This window comes from Flavobacterium galactosidilyticum (assembly GCF_020911945.1).
Classification (GTDB): Bacteria; Bacteroidota; Bacteroidia; order Flavobacteriales; family Flavobacteriaceae; genus Flavobacterium; species Flavobacterium galactosidilyticum.
In genome coordinates this window covers 2,287,860-2,308,309 of record NZ_CP087135.1, presented here as the reverse complement: position 1 = coordinate 2,308,309, position 20,450 = coordinate 2,287,860, and the positions used below count along the sequence as shown (strand labels likewise).

The window sequence follows — 20,450 nt, the reverse complement described above, 5'->3', positions numbered from 1 at the left end:
CTACTTCAATTTATCTATTAGCGTTAAAATTTGATCGTCAGGAATAACGAGGTCGAAGTCGAAAGCTAAGTCTCCTAAAGTGGTTTCTCCGTTTCTATATTTTAACAATTCTACTTTGCAACTTGTAAAATCCAATTTGTTATCATCCCCAAAATTTTTCTTAATTCGATAATCAATTATATCTGCAATGATATTTGGAGACGTTTCTTTAGCAAAAAAAATGGCATCAATTATATAACTGGGAAGAATAGTCTTGTACGAAATATGCTTTCCTAACATTATAGCAAACCAACCTTTTCCTTCTTGTTTTGCCATCGTAAGTACACGTTTCCCATAAATAGAAACGTCAGCATCTTCAATATCTGCCTTTGCAGTATCACGTGTATCTTGATCTACATAAACTTGGTTAATTATTTTCTTAACTTCCAATTCATTTCCTTCAGTAATGAAATCTACTTCAAAAGTATGTTTTGCATAAAAAGCTTTCACCCAAATATTGCCAACTTCAAATGCATCTAATTTCACCTTTCTAGCCAAACCTTTTTGTTTGGAACCGGCCACTTTCTTTTTATACTTTTTCAATGCATCACTATCACCCACAACTTCTGTGGTGTCACAGATAGCATCATCTAAATCTGTGAGTATGGCACACTTTCTTTGTATTCGGTCATTATGAAAAAGCTGAGCCACGTTTTCAAAACCTGTACTTCTAATATTTATAAGACTAATACCAAGTTCATCTAAACTTACTCCAAAAGCTTTTTTAACCATAGTAGGGATTAAAATTTCTTCGGCATCTCCTTCTACTAAAATTACCCCTTTAGCAAAAAGCAAATTGGTTCTCACAGCGTCCAAATAGCGTTGTATCTGATTTATATTTTCAGGTCCTAATCCCGTAGAGGGCTGATATACTTCAGCATAATTTAATTTTTTAGCCAAAATATTAATGTTCTCAACATTGCTTACTTCAGATATTTGTGTAGAATGTGTTGAATATATAATCTGTGTATCTCCATAATCCAGCTTATCAAATAAAGCCTTTTGAATGTGATTGTGAATATGGGCTTCGGGCTCTTCAATGATTAAAAAATTAGCAAAAGTATCTTTGGACTTTTGATATTTAAACTCTAACAGCTTTAGAGTTAGGAAAATTAGATTTGCTCCACCTAAACTCAATTCGTGAATGCCACCTTCATATTCTTCTCCAGGCTCGCCAATAAATAGCTTTAAAGATTGAAGCAATTTTTCTGCTTCGTCTGGAACGCTGGATTTGATAGATAATGATGACGGAGAATAAGTAAGTCCTGCAGCATCTTGAATTGTAGATTTAATATCATCCCTAATATTTTGTACATCGGGAAGTGCTTCAATACTTTCATTCAAATCGTTAACCAAATCACTAATTGGCTTATAATCCGCTTCTTTAATTTCACCACTTTTATTTTTCAAAAGTGTAAATAATGGATTAGTTCTGTTATTATGAAAATCGCTAACAACATCCCGCAAAGCTTGAATGAATGTAAAAGAGATTTCTTTAGCAACTGACATTTGATGTGGGATTTTTGACCCGAATTTTGAGGCATCTATTGTGGGAGGAAAAATAACATTTTCAAAATCACCAACCAATTCCTTATATACAGCCGGGTCATTAAAGTCAGCGATACTTTTTCCTGTAAAGAAAGTTTCGTAGTTATCCTGAATATTGATTTCATCAAGCAAGGTTTGTAATCCAGCAGTATCTCCTTTGGCTAATTCAGATAGCTTTTGTCTTATATCCGCTTTGGGACGAAAGAAAAGATTATAGGTAGCTTTTTTCACATAGTCCTCTTCCGCAATTCCGGCTCCGTGGATAAATAACGATTGAATAGCTTCTTCATCATTAAGTTCATCAAATTCAATACTGATTATTATCCAATGACCTTTCCATTTATTCTTATCCAAAGTTCTATTAAAATCTCCTTCCGTAAGCTTGTAAGCATATTGTAAGGAAGCATCTTCCAAAAGCAATCTTACAGCCTTAAAAACATTTGTTTTTCCAGATCCATTCTCGCCTATAATGGTATTAATTCCTTTTTTGAAATTAAAATTTGCATTTGCGAAATTTCTGTAATTGATGAGGCTAACTTTAGATATATACATTAAAAAATGAAGTTTATAATTGAACATTTCAAATGTACTAATATACTACATTTCTTTTTTCTAACCGCCACCCACAGCCAAACAATTCCTTTGACTACCACTTTGTTATAACGCCTTCATTTCTGAGACACCTTTGTCACGAAAGCCCGCAAGGTGTGGGAAAGAATAACAATTTAATGTGTTTCAATTATGAAAAAACAGAGAAAAAAAGCTTTGCTGGCAGCGGTAGCAATGCTGTCAGGAATTGGTGCCTTCGCCCAAGGAAATGGTACAGCCGGTATCAACGAAGCAACCCAAATGGTAACGTCTTATTTCGACCCTGCCACACAACTCATCTACGCCATTGGTGCCGTAGTAGGTCTCATCGGAGGTGTTAAAGTGTACAACAAGTTCAGTTCAGGTGATCCTGATACGAGCAAAACGGCGGCTTCGTGGTTCGGTGCGTGTATTTTTCTCATCGTAGCGGCAACCGTCCTTCGTTCATTCTTTCTTTAATCCCCTGCCTTATGAGTAATTATAACATCAATAAGGGTATTGGAAGAACGGTGGAATTTAAAGGGTTGAAAGCACAATACTTGTTCATTTTCGCAGGTGGATTGCTCGGAACCCTAATCCTCGTGATGATATTATATATGATCGGGGTTAATTCTTACATCTGTCTTTTTCTTGGAGCAGGTGGTGCTTCGCTAATTGTGTGGCAAACCTTCTCACTGAATAGAAAATATGGAGAACACGGATTAATGAAAATAGCGGCTAATAAACGGCATCCTCGTTACATCATTTGTCGCAAGCCTGTACATCGTTATTTAAAGTTTACCACTAAATCCAATGTACGATGATAAATACAGCAAAATCAACAACACTGGAAAGCAAGTTTCCATTATTGGCGGTAGAGAACAATTGTATTCTGTCAAAAGATGCGGACATTACTGCCTGCTTTGAAGTACGTCTGCCGGAGCTGTTTACCGTGGCTTCTGCTGAATATGAAGCTATCCATTCCGCTTGGCATAAGGCTATCAAAACCTTGCCAGATTTCACGATAGTCCATAAACAGGATTGGTACATCAAAGAAAATTATGCGCCAGATCTGGCAAAAGATGACCAAAGTTTTCTAGCAAAATCCTACCAACGCCATTTCAATGAACGTCCTTTTCTGAACCATTATTGTTATCTATTTCTAACTAAAACGAGCAAAGAGCGTATGCGAATGCAGAGTAATTTCAGTTCGCTTTGCAAAGGAACGCTGATACCGAAGGAAATCAGGGATAAGGAAGTGATACATCGCTTTATGGAAGCCATTGCACAATTTGAACGTATCGTAAACGATAGTGGGTTTATCAAACTGCAACGGTTGACCGAAGACGAAATCATAGGTACAGATGGAAAGCAGGGATTATTGGAGCAATACCTAACATTATCAAGAGAAGTTGGAACACCGATGCAAGACATTGCATTGGGTGGCGAAGAAATTCGTATTGGTAACAAAAGATTGTGCCTGCACACTTTATCTGATACCGACGATTTACCCGGAACAGTATCTGCTGATACCCGTTTTGAAAAACTATCTACCGACCGAAGCGACTGCCGTTTGTCGTTTGCTGCACCTGTGGGATTGCTGTTAAGCTGTAATCATATTTACAACCAGTATTTGTTTTTGGATAATAGCGAAGCCAACCTGCAAAAGTTTGAAAAGTCTGCAAGAAATATGCACTCGTTGGCTCGCTACAGTCGGGCAAATCAAATCAACAAAGAGTGGATAGAAAAATACCTGAATGAGGCACATAGTTTTGGACTGTCATCCATCAGAGCGCATTTCAATATTATGGCTTGGTCAGATGATGCCAACGAACTCAAACAAATAAAAAATGATAGTGGTAGCGCTTTGGCATTAATGGAATGCAAACCACGCCACAACACTACGGATGTAGCAACACTATATTGGGCAGGAATGCCGGGTAATGCAGGCGATTTTCCGAGTGAGGAAAGTTTTTACACGTTCATTGAACCTGCTTTGTGTTTTTTTACAGAAGAAACCAATTACGACAATTCGCCATCGCCATTTGGCATTAAGATGGCTGACCGATTGACCGGAAAGCCTATTCATTTGGATATATCGGATTTACCGATGAAACGGGGTATCATCACGAACCGGAACAAGTTTATACTGGGTCCTTCGGGAAGTGGAAAATCGTTTTTCACTAACCATATGGTTCGCCAATATTATGAGCAAGGTGCTCACGTTTTGTTGGTTGATACTGGCAATTCTTATCAGGGTTTATGCGAACTCATCAAAGGCAAAACCAAAGGCGAAGACGGCGTTTACTTTACTTATACCGAAGATAATCCTATTGCCTTTAATCCTTTCTACACCGATGATGGTGTGTTTGACATTGAAAAAAGAGAAAGTGTTAAAACCTTAATACTTACCCTTTGGAAACGTGATGATGAACCACCGACCCGTTCGGAAGAAGTTGCATTATCAAATGCCGTAAGCGGTTACATCGAACGCATTAAACAAGATGATATTTTTCCATCCTTCAATGGTTTCTATGAATATGTGAAAGGCGATTATCGTAAGGTATTGGAAGAAAAACAAGTAAGGGAAAAAGACTTTGACATTGCCAATTTTCTCAATGTTTTGGAACCTTATTACAAAGGTGGCGAATATGATTATCTGTTGAATTCTGATAAACAATTAGACCTGCTTTCCAAACGCTTTATTGTGTTTGAGATTGATGCCATCAAAGACCATAAAATCCTCTTTCCAATTGTGACCATCATCATTATGGAAGTCTTCATCAACAAAATGAGAAGGCTAAAAGGTATCCGAAAACTCATCCTGATTGAAGAAGCCTGGAAAGCCATCGCCAAAGAAGGAATGGCTGAATACATCAAGTATTTATTCAAAACGGTAAGGAAGTTTTTTGGCGAAGCCATTGTGGTAACACAAGAAGTGGACGATATCATCCAATCGCCCATTGTAAAGGAAAGTATCATAAACAACAGCGATTGTAAAATCCTGCTCGACCAGCGAAAGTATATGAACAAGTTCGATGATATACAGGCAATGCTAGGACTTACAGATAAGGAAAAAGCGCAAGTACTTTCTATCAATATGAACAACGACCCATCACGACTTTACAAGGAAGTATGGATTGGCTTGGGTGGAACACACTCTGCGGTATATGCCACAGAAGTTAGTTTGGAGGAATATCTCGCATACACCACCGAAGAAACCGAAAAACTGGAAGTGATGCAACTCGCATCTGAACTGGATGGCAATGTAGAACTCGCCATTAAGCACATCGCTATGCAACGGCGTGATAGTGCAAATCAATAATTCATTAACAATTTAAAATTTAAGAAAATGAAAAAAATCATTTTTATGGTGTGTATGGCATTAACGCTTGCCGTAGCACCGTCCGCAAAAGCACAATTCGTGGTTACAGATCCTGCAAATCTGGCTTCAGGCATCCTCAATAGTGCGAACGAAATTATACAGACTTCTTCCACTGTAAGCAATGTGGTTAAGAATTTTAAGGAAGTGGAAAAAGTGTATAAGCAAGGCAAAGAGTATTACGACAAACTACAGGCTATAAACAACCTTGTAAAAGATGCTCGTAAAGTGCAACAGACTGCTTTGTTGGTAGGTGATGTTTCGGAAATGTATGTGCAGAATTTTGGCAAGATGATGAACGATCCAAATTTTTCGCCACAGGAATTGGTAGCCATCGGCAACGGTTATTCTTCATTGCTAAATGAAAGTACGGAACTGCTAAAGGAATTGAAGCAGATTATAACCTCGTCCAGCCTTTCGCTAAATGACAAAGAGCGTATGGATGTTATCGACCGTGTGTACAAAGAGGTAAAGCATTATCACAGTCTTGTTCGCTATTACACCAACAAGAACATATCTGTAAGCTACCTGAGAGCGAAAAAGAAAAACGATGCCAAACGAGTGCTTGACTTGTATGGAACTTCTAACCAAAAATACTGGTAAAAATGGAATGGAATAATCTTCACGAAGTACTGCGTTCGCTGTACGATGATATGATGCCACTTGCCGGTGATATGGCAGGAGTAGCTAAAGGTGTGGCCGGATTAGGCGCTTTGTTCTATGTGGCATTAAAGGTTTGGCAGGCTTTAAGCCGAGCCGAACCAATTGATATGTTTCCATTGTTACGTCCGTTTGCTTTGGGACTTTGCATTATGTTTTTCCCAACAATCGTGTTGGGAACCATCAATGCAATTCTCAATCCGATAGTAACAGGAACCCATTCCATTCTCGAAGACCAGGTACTTGACCTCAATAAATTGCAACAGCAGAAAGACCAATTGGAATACGAAGCAATGGTAAGAAATCCCGAAACTGCTTATATGGCATCGGATGAGGAATTCGATAAGAAATTGGAGGAATTGGGCTGGTCGCCTTCTGATGTGGGAACAATGGCAGGAATGTATATGGACAGGCAAGCCTACAAGATTGAGAAAGCAATAAAGGAATGGTTTCGCAATTTACTGGAAATACTTTTTCAGGCGGCTGCATTGGTTATTGATACCATACGAACATTTTTTCTGATAGTGTTGTCCATACTCGGACCAATTGCCTTTGCTATTTCCGTGTGGGACGGTTTTCAATCCACGCTCTCGCAATGGTTTACAAGGTATATAAGTGTTTACCTCTGGCTTCCAGTTTCAGATTTGTTCAGTTCGATGTTAGCAAGGATACAATCGCTGATATTGGAACGGGATATCGAAATGCTTGCCGACCCAACCTATATACCCGATACAAGTAATACCGTGTATATCATTTTTATGATTATCGGTATTGTAGGATATTTTACAATTCCAACGGTAACGGGTTGGATTATTCAGGCAGGGGGTGCCGGAAACTTTACCCGTAATGTTAACCAAACTGCAATGAAATCGGGAAATCTTGCCGGAGCTGGAGCTGGGTCTGTTGCAGGAAATATTGGTGGCAGGCTAATTAATAAGTAAATAAAATTAATCACTTAAGAAATGGAATTTAAAACACTCAGAAATATCGAAAACAGCTTTAGACAGATAAGGCTGTACGCCATTGTGTTTGCCGTTCTATGCATTAGCGTTGTAGGATATGCCGTATGGCAGTCCTACAGCTTTGCAACAGAACAACGCCAAAAAGTTTATGTACTGGACAATGGGAAATCATTGATGTTGGCTCTTTCGCAAGATGCGTCCATCAACCGTCCAGTTGAGGCAAGGGAACACGTAAGACGTTTTCACGAACTCTTTTTTACACTTGCACCCGACAAAAATGCCATTGAAAGCAATATGAAACGGGCGTTCAATCTTGCCGATAAAAGTGCCTTTGATTATTACAAAGATCTTTCCGAAAAAGGCTATTACAACCGTATCATATCGGGTAATGTACAGCAACGTATCGAGGTGGATAGTGTGGTCTGCAATTTCGACAATCATCCTTATGCAGTGCGTACTTACGCTAAGCAATTCATCATCCGTTCCAGCAATGTGACAAAGCGAAGCTTGGTAACGTCCTGTTTCCTTGTAAACTCTGTCCGTTCAGACAATAACCCGCAAGGTTTCAATATTGAAAAATTTGCCGTGGTAGAGAATAAGGACATTGAAGTTATTCAACGTTAAAATCAAAGATTATGAAACAGTTACTTGATTTAGACACATTCGTGAAAACACTGACAGATAAAGGATACAACGGTTACTTCCAAACGGAAGCATCTTATCCGGGCAAGTTAAAAGAAAGCATTAATGAATACTTGGAAGCCTCTCACAACGGTACGAAAAAACCGAATAGACATGAACTTTTTTTATTATCGACTTACCTCCAATGGAATGGAGATGACAAGCCGAGGATTGAATGTAATATGTGGATAAGACATAAAAACGGCATTTTCGATGTACAAAAGATGGACATTGAAAGGACAGACCGCTACGGACAACTATTGAAGAAATCAGAACTAACAAATCTTTCAACAGGTTCGGTTCCTACATTAAAGGAAGCCGTAGCCCAAGTATCTGAAGATCCTAAACAACACATTTCTTCCCAAAAAAGAGGGTTTAAAATGTGATAGCCAATAATAATTTAAGACATGAAAAAATTAAGAGCAAATATGGATAGGTATTTTAACAAGTTGGACGAACGATGGCGGGCATTACCCGTTGGAAAACAGCATAAATACACCTTATACTTTTTTATAGGCTATCTACTGCTTACCGCAGGAGTTATTTTAAAAGTATGGTATGATGCAGGCAAAGCCGATAACAATTTGGTCATTGAGCATATCGAAAATCCTGTTCTCAAAAAGAAAGAAAGTCCTGAAAAGCTGAAGGACACATTGACAACAATTTTTAAAAATAAATTTTATGAAAGAAAATGAAAAAAGGGTCAGCATTCTGGTTGAGGAAGGCGACCAAAACAAAGTATCCAACCTTACGGAGGATAAAAAGAGTGCCATTGAACGATTTAAAAAACCACTCATTTTTGGTTTAATGGGGATTGTTTTTATGGGTTGTTTATACCTGATATTTAAACCCTCGGCAGATAAAAAAGAAATGGAAAACATCGGACTAAACGATGCTTTTCCACAGGCTACCGAAGCAGGAATGCAGGATGATAAACAAAAAGCTTATGAGCAAGATATGCTGGAACAGAAAGACCAGGAAAGCCGAAATGCCCTAACTACGCTATCGGATTATTGGAATAACGATAGCACACAGCAGACTAAAGAAGAATTGCCCGAAGAAGACCAAAACAATGGTATGATGACTGGAAAATCGGGCACTTCTACACTAAACAGTTACCGAAATGCACAAAGCACATTAGGTTCATTTTATCAGGATAATAACAGCGAAACACAAGAACTACGCAGGCAATTGGACGAACTAAAAGAAAAATTGGCTGAAAAAGATATACCTGTCGGTGTAACTGTAAATGACCAATTGACGTTGATGGAAAAATCGTATCAGATGGCTTCAAAGTATCTGCCTTCGGGAGGAAATACCGAAAAACCTGTAAGCACCGACAGTGCTAGCCGAGGTTCTTCTTCAAATTCTCAGAAAGAATATTTTGTAGCATTCACACCTACAAGAAAGAAAGCTGTATCGGCTTTGTACAGAGAACCTACCGATAGTGCTTTTTTAGCAGACTGGAGCGAAAACAAGAACCGAGGTTTCTATACTGCTGGATCTGTAGAACAAGTGGCTCAACCAAAAAATAGCGTAAAAGCCAGCATACAAGAAACACAGACAATAATTGGCGAAAGCGGTGTACGACTACGTTTATTAGAACCTGCTCAAACGCCTAACCGTACGATTCCTCAGGGAACAATTTTAACGGCAATCGGGAAATTTCAAGGTGGCAGATTACATCTAAAAGTTACTTCCATAGAATTGGAGGGTAATATTATCCCAGTAGATATAACCATCTACGACCTTGACGGACAACAAGGTTTGTACGTTCCCTACTCGCCTGAACGGAATGCGGTAACAGACATTGTTGCAAATATGGGAAATGCCACAGGTTCAAGTTTCAGTATGAACTCCTCAACAGGTCAACAGATTGGTTCCGACCTTAGTAAAAGTGCCGTACAAGGTATTTCGGGTTATTTCGCAAAAAAAATAAGAACACCAAAGGTTACGCTAAAAGCAGGACACCAGGTTTTCCTTGTTTCTAAAAAATAATATTTAACTCAAATAATTAAAAAGATGAAAAATCAAATAAAAACATTTTGGGCTTTTGCCCTTATCATCGGCTTTGCCGTAAACACTTTTGCACAAGACAGTCTAAAAGCACCGCTTGCTTTGGGCAAGATAGAACCCTATCAAATGCAAGTAACCTATGACAAGACTACTCATTTGATTTTCCCAACCGCTATACGATATGTCGATTTGGGAAGTGAATACCTGATTGCAGGAAAGGCAGAAGACGCAGAAAATGTACTTCGTGTAAAAGCATCGGTAAAAGATTTTGTGCCTGAAACCAATTTTTCGGTAATTACCAATGACGGTCGCTTTTACAGCTTCAATGTATATTATAGTGCTTATCCGGAAGCGTTGAGTTACGATCTGCTGACAATGCAAAAAGCAGTGGATAAGGAAAATGGAAATGATGTGCTTTTTGAAGAATTGGGTAACAATTCGCCATCATTGTCAGGTTTGCTTTTGGAAACGATTTACAAAAAAGACCAGCGAATTGTAAAGCATATCGGTGCTAAAAGTTTCGGTATTCAGTTTATCCTAAAAGGAATTTACATACACAATGGCAAATACTATTTCCATACAGAATTGAGAAACCGTACCAATGTGCCTTTCGGAATTGATTTTATCAATTTCAAAGTAGTAGATAAAAAAGTAGCCAAGCGTACCGTAGTGCAGGAAAGACCAATGATACCATTACGTACTTATAAGCCATTGAATGAGATTGGCGGGAAAGCAATCGAACAAAACGTATTCCTTTTAGACCAGTTTACCATTGCCGATGACAAGGTTTTGCTGATTGAAATCTTTGAGAAAAACGGTGGCAGACACCAAACGCTTCAGGTAGAAAATTCGGATTTAATCAAGGCTCGTTTGGTTAATGATATGCACCTGAAATTTTAATAACCTATTAAAACAATAAGATGATAAAGTATATCCATACCGTAATGCTTGTGTTAATGGGCATTACCGCTACACAGGCACAACGAATGTTACCTAAGCAAAAAGGCTTGGAAGTAAGTGCTGGTGTATTGTCTAATGATAAAATCGGAAACGATTATTACATCAATGTAGCAATGACCGTAAATGGCAAAAACGGCAATTACCAATTTTGGGCGTTGGAATATACGCACCAATACCATTCTTATAAAGACTTGCGCATTCCGAAGGAAACTTATACTGCTGAAGGCGGTTACAGTTTATTCCTTTTAGGCGATGCCCGAAAAAACATAACGCTTAATACTGGAATATCTGGCGTCATCGGTTATGAAACCATCAACCGAGGCGAAGCAATGTTGGATGACGGAGCGAAAATAGTGAGTGAAGACAATTTCATTTACGGAGCTGGCGGTAGGTTGACTTTTGAAACGTATCTGTCCGACCGATTTGTATTAGTCCTGCAAGGACGTACAAAGGTTTTATGGGGTACGGATATGAAACAATTCCGACCGTCCGCAGGTGTGGGATTAAGGTTTAACTTTTAAAACGTATAATAATGACAACATTTTTCAAACAATTCAAAAGAGGATTACTGCCAGTATATGTATTGCTGGTAATCCTCACAAGTTCGGTTACTTTGGTATCTTGTAGCAAAGATGATGAACTCGAAATACAGAACGATTTTCCTTTTGAAGTGCAGGTTATGCCTGTTCAAAAAGATGTATCGAATGGGCAAACCGTAGAAATAAGGATGGCGATAAAGCGAAGCGGTAATTACAGCGATACGCAATATTTTATCCGTTATTTTCAGTTTGATGGTCAGGGAACTTTAAGATATTCTAATGAACTTGCGTACTTACCAAACGATTTATATCCTTTACCAACAGAGCAGTTCCGATTGTATTACACTTCTTCATGCACTGTGTCGCAATCATTTGATGTATGGATTTCTGATAGTTTTGGAAATGAGAAGAAACTCACTTTCCAATTCAATAGTAGCGATTAACAAATAAAATCCTGTCCACAAGACAGGATTTTTTTATACTACCACGCTCACATTTTATATTTTTGTGATGTAGTGAAACAAATATTTTTTTTGTAAATTCATATTTATAAATGTAATAGCTATTATTATGGTTGCATCATTAGTTATAGGGATACTATTTTTGGTTTTAGGCTTGGCACTTCGCTATTGGATAAATCGTAGAAAGTTTTACAGGCGTAGTCCTATGGGTGCCGAAAGTTTTTCTTCTTACGAAAAATCGATTGGCATTAAATTCATTGAACGAGTTGGCAAATGGGTAGCCTATGCACTGATTATTTTTGGGCTATTGTCGTTATGGGTTTATTCACGCGAAAAAAATGATAATGAAAAACAGAAAGTGGAGATAGAAACCGAACCAACCGACCAACGCAGATAGTGATTTTTAAAATACGGTTGTAAGAAAATCGGATAACCCCAAAGGGTATCCGATTTTTTTTGTGCCGGTTAGTAAAAGCCACATATTTCTTTTAAATGCCAACAAATTCAAACGTTATCAATCCTTTTAAAAGCCTTTATAAATTAGATTTCATACCAAAATTGAGCAGAAATGGAAGTAATCGCAATACAGAAATCTTCATTGGATGGAAATAAAAATGAACTGAAAGAGCCTTTAGGAATGGCGAAAAGAGAAGATAAATTACTGCCATACATCCAAATAGGGGGGGATCATTTTTAAACAAACAGATATACTCACTGAACTAGAGCATAATTATTTAAACAATAAAGCCAGTTATTAATTATTTTTTTGACCCAATTGGCTTTAAAGGTATGGTGAGTATCAAAAGCAGTTTAGTATCTTTGTAACGAAATATAGAAAATCTTAAAGTGTTTTTACTTTAAGTCCCACATTGAAAACTGGTAATTTTTAGACAACGGGACAATAAGAAAGAACACCTATGCCATAGGCGTAGGTGCTCGCTTATTCGTTGTCGGGTATACCAGTACCTCAATGTGCGGTAAGTGTAGTGGCCTGCGCCTTATTTTTTTGCAGGTGTCCACTAACAATAAAATTGATGTTATGGAAACAGATGCCCACCAAAAAGAAATTAGCGTAGCATTTATCAATGATATAAGCCCGGTGCTGGATGAGATTTGCAAAAGTCTTGCTACTTCAGGAATTAAAATAGTTTTTCGTTCAGAGCATATTAAAGACGGATTATTTCAATTATCAGCATTGAAAACACTTCCCAAAGTTTGCGTGATTGACCTTGATTTTTACAGTAAGGAAATCATCCAACAACTTATAGAAATTAGGACACAATATCCTTCCATAAAACTTATTGCCTATAGTGATATTGATGAAGAAAACATAGTATCTTCTCTTGTTAAACTTGGCTTTTCAAGCTATTTACTTGTCGGTAGCGATACAGACGATTTAAAAAAAGCTTTCAAAAGGATATATAATGAATGATATACTTAGTTTTAGTAAACAGTTAAGTTTTTAATCTATATCACCAACTTCAACATCAGTAATTTCAAAATCAGAACATATCTCATCCTTTTTTAGATCAAAATTGAAAAACACCTTAAAAGTTACATTTTTTTCACCAACATTCGAGTATCTATCTTCTCCAGGGTCACGTACTGCATTATATTGTAAAATCTCAACTTCACAACTAGCATAAACTACACCTGAAATAAGAGCTGTGTCACCAAGAATTTCATGTTCAATCTCTTCGCAGTCTAAAATTTCGCATCCATACGCTACCATCTGCCCATCAAAAAAATAATCATCAGAAAGTATATCGGAAGGATGGAGATTATCTATTTTCTTGTGTATTTCGTCTTCAATTGCCTTTTCGAAATTCTCTTTTAGGATATTCAAAACAAATTCTTGGTCAATATCAATTTGATTAATGTATGCTTGGAATTTGTTCTCAGGACCTTCGAGAACAGTTGCATTAGTTTTAATAAATTCGAAAGACTTATTGATTACTGAAAATCTGGTCGTATCTAATTCTAAATCTGGATGGATTTTTGATTTGTCTTGTTTTGAGCAAAAATCCGAAGTATTATTTGTTAACAGGATACAATCCGAAGTATCATTGCTTTCAACATAGTGAGAATATGTTTTCCAAATTATAGCATCTTTCAATTCTGATTTTTCTTCAGTAAATGGTTTCTTTCTATAAATTGCTCTTTCTACAAGATCCGGTAAAAAGTCGTTATAATATGGTAATAAAAAAAAATTATCATTGTAAGTTAGTCTTTTATAGAAAGTGTCAAATTTTTCTAACTGTTCGGAAATAGATATTTCTGTTATTTCTGCCTCAATTTTAAGTCGAATAGCATCTTTAATTATTTTTTTTATTTCCCTATTTTTATCCTCAAGTTCTCTTTGAAACTGTCTTCGCAATTCCAAACGAACAATTTCAGACATATACAGGTTCAACAGACCTTCTTTACAATAATCAAGTATTTTCTTATTTGACTTATTATCAAAAAAATAGTCTTGAAATAGTATATTTGAATCTAGGAAAATATTCATCATAGTGGTAATATTTGATATAGCAAATTGCAAAAATACTTTAAAAGATAATGTAATAGAGTTTGTATGTTGTACTTTTTTATTATCTCACAAATTTGAGAGAGGGAAGTGTTAGTCAAAATCATTCTAAAAAAGCGACGTTCTTTTGCTTCTTTTCTTTGGTCGCAGATATGAAAAGAAAAGAAGTTCGCTAAAAGCAAAAATGGGATAATGAGTATCCCACGCAAATAATAACGCAACCTGTTTGGCAAAATGTAGGGGAAGGGAATTGTGGAGCAGTGCATTTTGACAAAGGGGTTGCACCTAATTAAATGCAAAAATGCGTTTCCGACCGTAGCGAGGAATTGCATTTTTGCCGCCCGATTTTTCGGGTCAGGTGACTTTTATCGGGTGGGTATTAAAATCTTTCAGATTATGAAAAAATCCTCTGTATTCCGTCATTCCATTGCGGAACAAGCCCCAAAGCAAAGAACAACCCATTTGTACCAATGACGAATTAATAAATAAATCCTGCTTTTCTAATGCTTCAGCTAAACTGCAACTTGGCGTGTCGTCCTGCTCTTCAGACTGTTTTAAAAGTTCGCCAAATTCATCAGTAATAAATGGCAGGCTTGCCACCGTTTCGTATTTCTCGGAATTGGGTTGTTTAATTCTTCCTATTGTAGATAGTAGCACTTGTCCTGTGTGCTGGCTGTTACCGAAATCTAACCAATAACGTGGGCGGTTGGAATAGGCTTTACCGTTGTTCAGAATATTCAAAATATCCGCAATCCCAAACCTTGCTTTTACGCTGTCCACGCAAGAAATATAAATACTTGCTCCTGCATTTTCGGGCAATTTATCCAAACGGTCTTTTTCAAATTTTACCGTTTCGGCTTTCCAATTTGTTCCCGAAAATCGGTTGGCTCTGTTAATTAGTGCAACGGATTTGTACAATCCAATTTCACATTCTGCAAAACGCTGTCTGCCCAAATTTGCTTGGGTAATTACATCATCATCCCAAAGGCGGATTTGTAGTCCTGCGTGTCCCAACTCAGTTAAACTGTGGTTCATTTCCATTAAGGCGGTCAAAACCTTTGAACCTGTTCCACCTGCACCGATTACATTTATCAAAATCGGATTGGTAGGATTGATTAAATCTCTGTCTGTAAAATGTATTTTTTGTTTAGCTGTATTCATCACAATAGGTTTTTAAGTGTTTTGTTATTTGGTTTCAATACTTCTTTTGGAAAGGGGGTGTCTGTACCAATTAGGTCTTTCCAAATGGTTACACAATTTCCTTTTATCGGATTGTAATTCCCCAATAAATGGCTGAAATAACTGTTGAAAAAATAGCTTTCCCACGCTTGTATAAATTCTTCCACCGAAGCCGAATTTTGAATATCAATATTTACTGTTCCCATACATACGTTGCCATTTTCGTACACATTAAAAAATGGAGCGTAATGCAAAGGCGTTTTTTCTATGGGTCTTCTATCGCTTGACAAAGCAAATACAGAAAGGCTATTTTTATTTGCAAACCAAAGCATTGGCGGTACTTTAGCCTTGCCGTTGGGAATGCCCAAACCATTTACAAAATACAGTTGTCTTTGCTGTGCTTTGGTGTACCAAAGTACTGTACCTTTTTCACTCGGATTGATGTGTAAAATGTTGGTAGACAAAATTCTCTTTGGCTTTAAAAAGGCTTTGTTCTTTTCTTCATCGGTATGTAATGATTTTGCCAATACATTGGCTTCTTTTACGGTCAAAGGGTGTGCATTGATAGGGTTTCCGTTTCTATCCATATCAAAATGCTCCACATACATATCTATATTTATACCTTTGGTTTCATAAAAAACCAAAGCAGATTTTGGAAAATATAATGTTCCAAAATTCTCGGTGATGTCGTTTAAATTGTTCATTTTGTCGTCATTTTATATTCATCTAATAAACCGCATAAATGGTTCAGTAACGGAAACAAGCGGTTCTCAAAATCAAGGTTGGTTGCGGTTATTTCACTTCCGTCAAAGTGTTTGCTAATGGTGGGTTCTGCCATTGCTCCGTACTCATTAAATTCATTGTTAATGCTATCCGAAAGATTTTCATACAGCCAACCTTTGGTATCTGCTACAAATGAAATGTACTTTTCCATTCCAATGGTTTCATTGTCATAATCATCATTGTAAGGGTCTTGTTCGGAAATGGGTGCGTTTTTGAAAATACTTGTTTTTGGATATTCCGTAAAAAGTTCAAAAACTTTACAAGCCAATTGCCAACATTCTTGGTCAAATTCATCAAGGCTTTTAAAGATGTTTAAACGCTGTTTAAATAGTTGTAAATTGATACGATTGAATAGTTTCTGTTCCATTTTGTCGCCAATTTGTTCGGCTTGCTTCAACTCGCTTTTGTATCTTTCTGTTTCGTCTGTTTCATCGTCCTGTTCCACCCAATCGGTCATCATTTCATACATCCAAAACAGGTAGCTATTTTCTTGTCTGTAATACGGAATATCAGCAATGTGATACAGATAACTGCATACGCAAACCAATAACTGAGCGGTCTTTTTACGCCTTTTGTCGTTGAGCATTTTAAAGAGCGGAACCATAGGAATATAATACAAGGTCGTTCTTGTATCGTACCGTTCCTCACTTACAAAAAAGGTTTTCTTACTATTCTGTACCAATTGCAAACTATCCCAATTTAAATGGATACGTTTTAACTTGGTTTTTATATCCCACATCGCCAAAGCTATATTGTAGGGATAGCCATAAATTTGTGTTTGCATTGGTTCAATACTGTAATGCTCTGCGAGGTTGGAAAGGGATTGATAAAAATTCCGCTCTGTTTTTGCGGTTTCCTTACAAGCCTGTACGGATTGTTCCGTTTTCAGTTTAGGCAGGAATACCGACTTTAGAAAACCATTGGCAACATCGCTATTGGTACTGCTTTCCGCTTGTCTTTCTGCACTTGGTTTGCATCTTTTGGTCTTTGCATCCATTGTGCGAACTCGTTTAGCTGTCGGTGCAATTGCCGTTGTCGTTTCTGTTCGGGTATGCTGATAATTCCCGATAGGATATGTGGTTGCATAATTCATCGTTTTGATTTTTGGTTTAACCCTTTGTACCCATTACGCTTTCAAATTTGTACTCAACTGCATCGTCTTTTATTTGCGGTGCTGATACTTTTGCCGTTGTCAAAATAGGGTACATATTGGCATAAAAATTCATTACGGCTTCCACGCTCCAACGTGGTTCGGGGTCGGTCAGTTTGATGTCCTGTCCTTTATCTTTGAGTATAAAAACTCGCTCTAATTGCGTTGCTAATAACATAAATCTGATTTTTTGGGTTAATACTCTTGTTCTTCTTCTTCGTCCGTTTCATCAGTAGGATAATCTACTGTAACTTTTTCCTCTTGTTGCAGTTCGGGTTTTGTTTCTTCCATTGCTCCAAAAAGGCTCGGTGTTGCAAACTTGTCAGACAATGCTATTTTACGTTTGCGTATCTCGTCCGCTTTTTCGGGAAACTCCGTTATCTCGGGTACTTTCATCCACGCTTCACGGAATTTTCCCTCTTTTTCTAACTCATCCGCCTTTGCCATTCCGTCTTTAAATTTCTTGTCTTTGGCTTCCTGTTCTTTCTTCTGTTTGTCGGCTTTTTCTTTCTCCATAGCCGATTGTTTTTTGACTTCTTCTAATTGTTTTAGAAATTTTTCCATGTCCACCATTAAACCCGAAACGGTTTTGATGGGTGCGGTTATCTGCTCAAAAAAACCATCGTCAAACTCTTGGGGTGTTGCGTTAAATATTAGTGGCGGAATTAGGTTTTTGGCGTTATCTCCGCATTGTTCGTTATTGAGGATAACCGAAACGATTAGGTTATTTTCTGCTCTTTTTGAAATGTTCAGTTGTAATACCCCTGTAAAGTCCAACTGTGCTATCTGATTGAAAAAATTAGTATTCATTGCTGTAAAATTTAAGATGTTGTTAATTGTGCTTTGATTGCTCTTAGTTTCTCGTACATATCCGACCAATAGGTTTTCTGTCTTTTGTCAAACTCCGAAAAATTGCTGTCCTCGTGGCGATATTCTTTATATCGTCTTGCTATTTTTATGGCTTCCTTTAAATCTGTTACTTCGATTTGGCAACCATTTATGTCTGTTATTTTCATAGCTGTTGGATTAATTAATTTGTGCTATTTGTTCAATCCTACCATATACAATGCTTCTAAGGCTTGTCTTGTCGGGTGCATTGTATTCTGACCAATTGCCGTATTGCTTCACTACATAGTTTTTCAAAACATCTTCAAAACCAAACCGATAGCCGTGCAAGGGAACTGCTTTTTTGAAATAGGCATTTCGGTTTACTGCGTCTGCAAGCCAATTCTTTTCGGCTCGGTTCATTTTTTCGCCTTTGTTCAGTTTTTCCCTCAATAGATAAACCTTTGCAAATTGTAGGGTTTCCAATTCGGGTACATCATAGCGGACAAACTTGGTGGCTATTACTTTCGTTTCCATTATTCTTGTTTTTAAGGTTGATGATTGGCTATTTTCTGCTCTAACAAGGTTTCTAATATTTCCCATTCGCTGTCGTATTCTTTACCCTCAAAATGATAAGTATCGGTTTCTTGGTCAAATTGAAATTTTTCAAAATCTTCGTCTTCCAAATAAATATCTGTGAGTAGCTTGTCAGCAAATGTTGCTCTGCCATATATCAAGCAACCCAATTCCTCATAATCCTGTATGAAATTCACTTTATAGTGTTCTGCTATTTTTTGTACCACTTCCATATTAGGCGACCATTTTGTTTCGTATTGAAATACGTCTGTATCGCCTTCATACTGGTAGGTAGCAAAGAAATAACCTCCGTTATCTTCCGAAATAAAGTCGGGTAACTGTCCACATTTTTCTTTTAGTTCCTGTTCTGCCATTAACTTGAATAGCTTCTGTATCTGTTCGATTGCTTTGGGTTTACCCTCGAAAACAACCGTATTACTACACCAATTTGCCATAATGTTTGTTATTAGTAGACTACCACCGATTAAGGCGATAGCCTGTGGTTATTTAGTTAAGGTTTAAGATTTCCGCACCATCCGTTGCAAAAGAGGTACACAAGTCAAATGCTTTCTGTGATTTGAGTTGGGCAGTACCACCCAATACAATACTCTGCAACTTGGCTTCATCATTTTTGTAATTGCGTACATTCTGATAATAGCCTGTAACGGCATTGTACGCTCCGAACAATGTGCCTTTAGTAGTATCCATTTGTTGCGTGTCGCTTATCATCGCGTAAGAAAAAGCATCATCAACGGTGTTTTTAAACAAGGTTGAAATTTCATCTTCTGCACCTTTTTTAATTAAGTCAAACGTTTCTTTATTCGGGCAAAGTGCCAATTGGATTAGCTTTCTTACTTCTCGGTCTGTTACTTTTACGCTTGCCCATTCATTAAAAATGTCCTCTAATTGGTTGCTCAAAGTGTTCGCCAGTCCCATAATTTTATGGGCGTTTTCGATACGTTGTTTTGCTCCCGAAGTATGTTTGATACGAACTACATTGGTCATACTGCGTAGCGAAGCATTTAGCGTATTTTGGCAAACAATTCTGACAGGTGTAAATGCGGCTGTGATACTTCCGCTACCATCGTGCGAAGTAGTTAGGAAAATGTATTTTTCTGTTACATCATCACCATTACCTACACGGATATAGTCGGGCAATTTGGCTGTGATAAATATGCGCTCTCCGTTGCCTAACGCTCCTGCGGTTTCATACAGAATACCCTCGCCACCGCCTACAATAGCATCAAAGAAATTAAAGGCTTCACGGTTTTGTACGATGTGGTAATCCTTACCAACTACACCTAATACTACATTGTTATCGGTGCGTATGTTGGCGAAATAGTTAGGTACTTCCAATTCGCTACTGCCTATCTCAATGCCGTTTGCCGTTTCGACAATACCCGAACCTTTGGTAAATAGAGGAGATTTTACGACTTCATAATCTAATCCTGCGTGTCTGATAGCTTCCTCGCTTGTTGGGTATTGCTCTACGATTTGCCCCAAACCGTGCCACGCTTTTTGTTGTACGCTAAAGAATGAATAACGTCCTGTTCTCTCGTTGAAATTGATATTATGTGCCATGATAAAATGATTTA

At 37.5% G+C, this 20,450-nt stretch carries 26 protein-coding genes; 15 read left to right on the top strand and 11 right to left on the bottom strand.

Annotated features, from left to right (window positions below; genetic code table 11):
• On the bottom strand, positions 1-2,139 hold the full coding sequence (locus tag LNP27_RS10025) for an ATP-dependent nuclease (protein ID WP_229941486.1): 2,139 nt from the start codon (positions 2,137-2,139) through the stop codon (positions 1-3).
• A 189-nt stretch (positions 2,140-2,328) separates the two neighbouring features.
• On the opposite strand from LNP27_RS10025, the gene LNP27_RS10020 reads away from it, so the two are divergent.
• From LNP27_RS10020 to LNP27_RS09955, 15 genes are all read left to right on the top strand, one after another.
• Complete coding sequence (locus tag LNP27_RS10020; RefSeq protein ID WP_074590696.1) at positions 2,329-2,634, top strand: DUF4134 domain-containing protein; 306 nt, start codon at positions 2,329-2,331, stop codon at positions 2,632-2,634.
• An 11-nt stretch (positions 2,635-2,645) separates the two neighbouring features.
• A complete protein-coding gene (locus LNP27_RS10015) occupies positions 2,646-2,978 on the top strand; it encodes a DUF4133 domain-containing protein (protein ID WP_113667130.1) in 333 nt (110 codons plus the stop codon).
• Positions 2,975-5,479, top strand: a complete 2,505-nt coding sequence (locus LNP27_RS10010) for a TraG family conjugative transposon ATPase (protein ID WP_113667129.1) — start codon at positions 2,975-2,977, stop codon at positions 5,477-5,479. Before LNP27_RS10015 ends, LNP27_RS10010 begins: the two co-directional genes overlap by 4 nt.
• 27 nt (positions 5,480-5,506) lie before the next feature.
• A complete protein-coding gene (locus tag LNP27_RS10005; RefSeq protein WP_113667128.1) occupies positions 5,507-6,139 on the top strand; it encodes a DUF4141 domain-containing protein in 633 nt (210 codons plus the stop codon).
• A 2-nt stretch (positions 6,140-6,141) separates the two neighbouring features.
• Positions 6,142-7,137, top strand: coding sequence for a conjugative transposon protein TraJ (gene traJ, locus LNP27_RS10000; protein ID WP_074590704.1), 996 nt, complete (start codon positions 6,142-6,144; stop codon positions 7,135-7,137).
• A gap of 21 nt (positions 7,138-7,158) precedes the next feature.
• A complete protein-coding gene (gene traK, locus LNP27_RS09995) occupies positions 7,159-7,782 on the top strand; it encodes a conjugative transposon protein TraK (protein WP_074590706.1) in 624 nt (207 codons plus the stop codon).
• 11 nt (positions 7,783-7,793) lie between these two features.
• The gene (locus tag LNP27_RS09990) at positions 7,794-8,225 is read left to right on the top strand and encodes a hypothetical protein (protein WP_132109817.1); all 432 of its coding nucleotides are present in this window, start codon (positions 7,794-7,796) and stop codon (positions 8,223-8,225) included.
• Positions 8,226-8,246: 21 nt separating this feature from the next.
• Positions 8,247-8,534: a nitrogen regulatory IIA protein gene (locus LNP27_RS09985; protein ID WP_074590710.1), complete on the top strand. Its 288-nt coding sequence runs from the start codon at positions 8,247-8,249 to the stop codon at positions 8,532-8,534.
• The gene (gene traM / locus LNP27_RS09980; RefSeq protein ID WP_132109816.1) at positions 8,521-9,837 is read left to right on the top strand and encodes a conjugative transposon protein TraM; all 1,317 of its coding nucleotides are present in this window, start codon (positions 8,521-8,523) and stop codon (positions 9,835-9,837) included. Before LNP27_RS09985 ends, traM begins: the two co-directional genes overlap by 14 nt.
• A gap of 24 nt (positions 9,838-9,861) precedes the next feature.
• On the top strand, positions 9,862-10,755 hold the full coding sequence (gene traN, locus LNP27_RS09975; protein ID WP_229941485.1) for a conjugative transposon protein TraN: 894 nt from the start codon (positions 9,862-9,864) through the stop codon (positions 10,753-10,755).
• A 20-nt stretch (positions 10,756-10,775) separates the two neighbouring features.
• Positions 10,776-11,336 (top strand): conjugal transfer protein TraO, encoded by a 561-nt coding sequence (locus tag LNP27_RS09970; protein WP_131910550.1) that lies wholly within the window; start codon positions 10,776-10,778, stop codon positions 11,334-11,336.
• A gap of 11 nt (positions 11,337-11,347) precedes the next feature.
• The gene (locus tag LNP27_RS09965) at positions 11,348-11,797 is read left to right on the top strand and encodes a DUF3872 domain-containing protein (protein WP_131910551.1); all 450 of its coding nucleotides are present in this window, start codon (positions 11,348-11,350) and stop codon (positions 11,795-11,797) included.
• A 127-nt stretch (positions 11,798-11,924) separates the two neighbouring features.
• The gene (locus LNP27_RS09960) at positions 11,925-12,212 is read left to right on the top strand and encodes a molybdenum ABC transporter permease (RefSeq protein WP_131910552.1); all 288 of its coding nucleotides are present in this window, start codon (positions 11,925-11,927) and stop codon (positions 12,210-12,212) included.
• A 171-nt stretch (positions 12,213-12,383) separates the two neighbouring features.
• The gene (locus LNP27_RS15265; RefSeq protein ID WP_255673697.1) at positions 12,384-12,512 is read left to right on the top strand and encodes a hypothetical protein; all 129 of its coding nucleotides are present in this window, start codon (positions 12,384-12,386) and stop codon (positions 12,510-12,512) included.
• A 342-nt stretch (positions 12,513-12,854) separates the two neighbouring features.
• Positions 12,855-13,247 carry a DNA-binding response regulator gene (locus tag LNP27_RS09955; protein ID WP_229941484.1) on the top strand — a complete coding sequence of 131 codons (393 nt, stop codon included), beginning with the start codon at positions 12,855-12,857 and terminating at the stop codon, positions 13,245-13,247.
• 30 nt (positions 13,248-13,277) lie between these two features.
• Here LNP27_RS09955 and LNP27_RS09950 read toward each other — a convergent pair whose 3' ends face one another.
• The 10 genes from LNP27_RS09950 to LNP27_RS09905 form a co-directional block, all read right to left on the bottom strand.
• Positions 13,278-14,327: a PIN domain-containing protein gene (locus LNP27_RS09950; RefSeq protein ID WP_229941483.1), complete on the bottom strand. Its 1,050-nt coding sequence runs from the start codon at positions 14,325-14,327 to the stop codon at positions 13,278-13,280.
• Between the two features lie 369 nt (positions 14,328-14,696).
• Positions 14,697-15,503, bottom strand: a complete 807-nt coding sequence (locus tag LNP27_RS09945; RefSeq protein ID WP_132109799.1) for a PRTRC system ThiF family protein — start codon at positions 15,501-15,503, stop codon at positions 14,697-14,699.
• A complete protein-coding gene (locus LNP27_RS09940) occupies positions 15,503-16,225 on the bottom strand; it encodes a PRTRC system protein B (protein ID WP_229941482.1) in 723 nt (240 codons plus the stop codon). The genes LNP27_RS09945 and LNP27_RS09940 overlap by 1 nt, the downstream gene beginning before the upstream one ends.
• Positions 16,222-17,397 carry a hypothetical protein gene (locus tag LNP27_RS09935; protein ID WP_229941481.1) on the bottom strand — a complete coding sequence of 392 codons (1,176 nt, stop codon included), beginning with the start codon at positions 17,395-17,397 and terminating at the stop codon, positions 16,222-16,224. Before LNP27_RS09935 ends, LNP27_RS09940 begins: the two co-directional genes overlap by 4 nt.
• A gap of 16 nt (positions 17,398-17,413) precedes the next feature.
• Positions 17,414-17,632 (bottom strand): PRTRC system protein C, encoded by a 219-nt coding sequence (locus LNP27_RS09930; RefSeq protein WP_074590740.1) that lies wholly within the window; start codon positions 17,630-17,632, stop codon positions 17,414-17,416.
• 17 nt (positions 17,633-17,649) lie between these two features.
• The gene (locus LNP27_RS09925; protein WP_229941480.1) at positions 17,650-18,264 is read right to left on the bottom strand and encodes a PRTRC system protein E; all 615 of its coding nucleotides are present in this window, start codon (positions 18,262-18,264) and stop codon (positions 17,650-17,652) included.
• An 11-nt stretch (positions 18,265-18,275) separates the two neighbouring features.
• Entirely contained in the window at positions 18,276-18,470 is a 195-nt protein-coding gene (locus tag LNP27_RS09920) for a hypothetical protein (protein WP_074590745.1), read from the bottom strand.
• A gap of 10 nt (positions 18,471-18,480) precedes the next feature.
• Entirely contained in the window at positions 18,481-18,816 is a 336-nt protein-coding gene (locus LNP27_RS09915) for a molybdenum ABC transporter ATP-binding protein (protein WP_229941479.1), read from the bottom strand.
• A gap of 11 nt (positions 18,817-18,827) precedes the next feature.
• Entirely contained in the window at positions 18,828-19,310 is a 483-nt protein-coding gene (locus LNP27_RS09910) for a DUF1281 family ferredoxin-like fold protein (protein WP_229941478.1), read from the bottom strand.
• A gap of 52 nt (positions 19,311-19,362) precedes the next feature.
• Entirely contained in the window at positions 19,363-20,436 is a 1,074-nt protein-coding gene (locus LNP27_RS09905; protein ID WP_229941477.1) for a DUF932 domain-containing protein, read from the bottom strand.
• Positions 20,437-20,450: the final 14 nt, after the last annotated feature.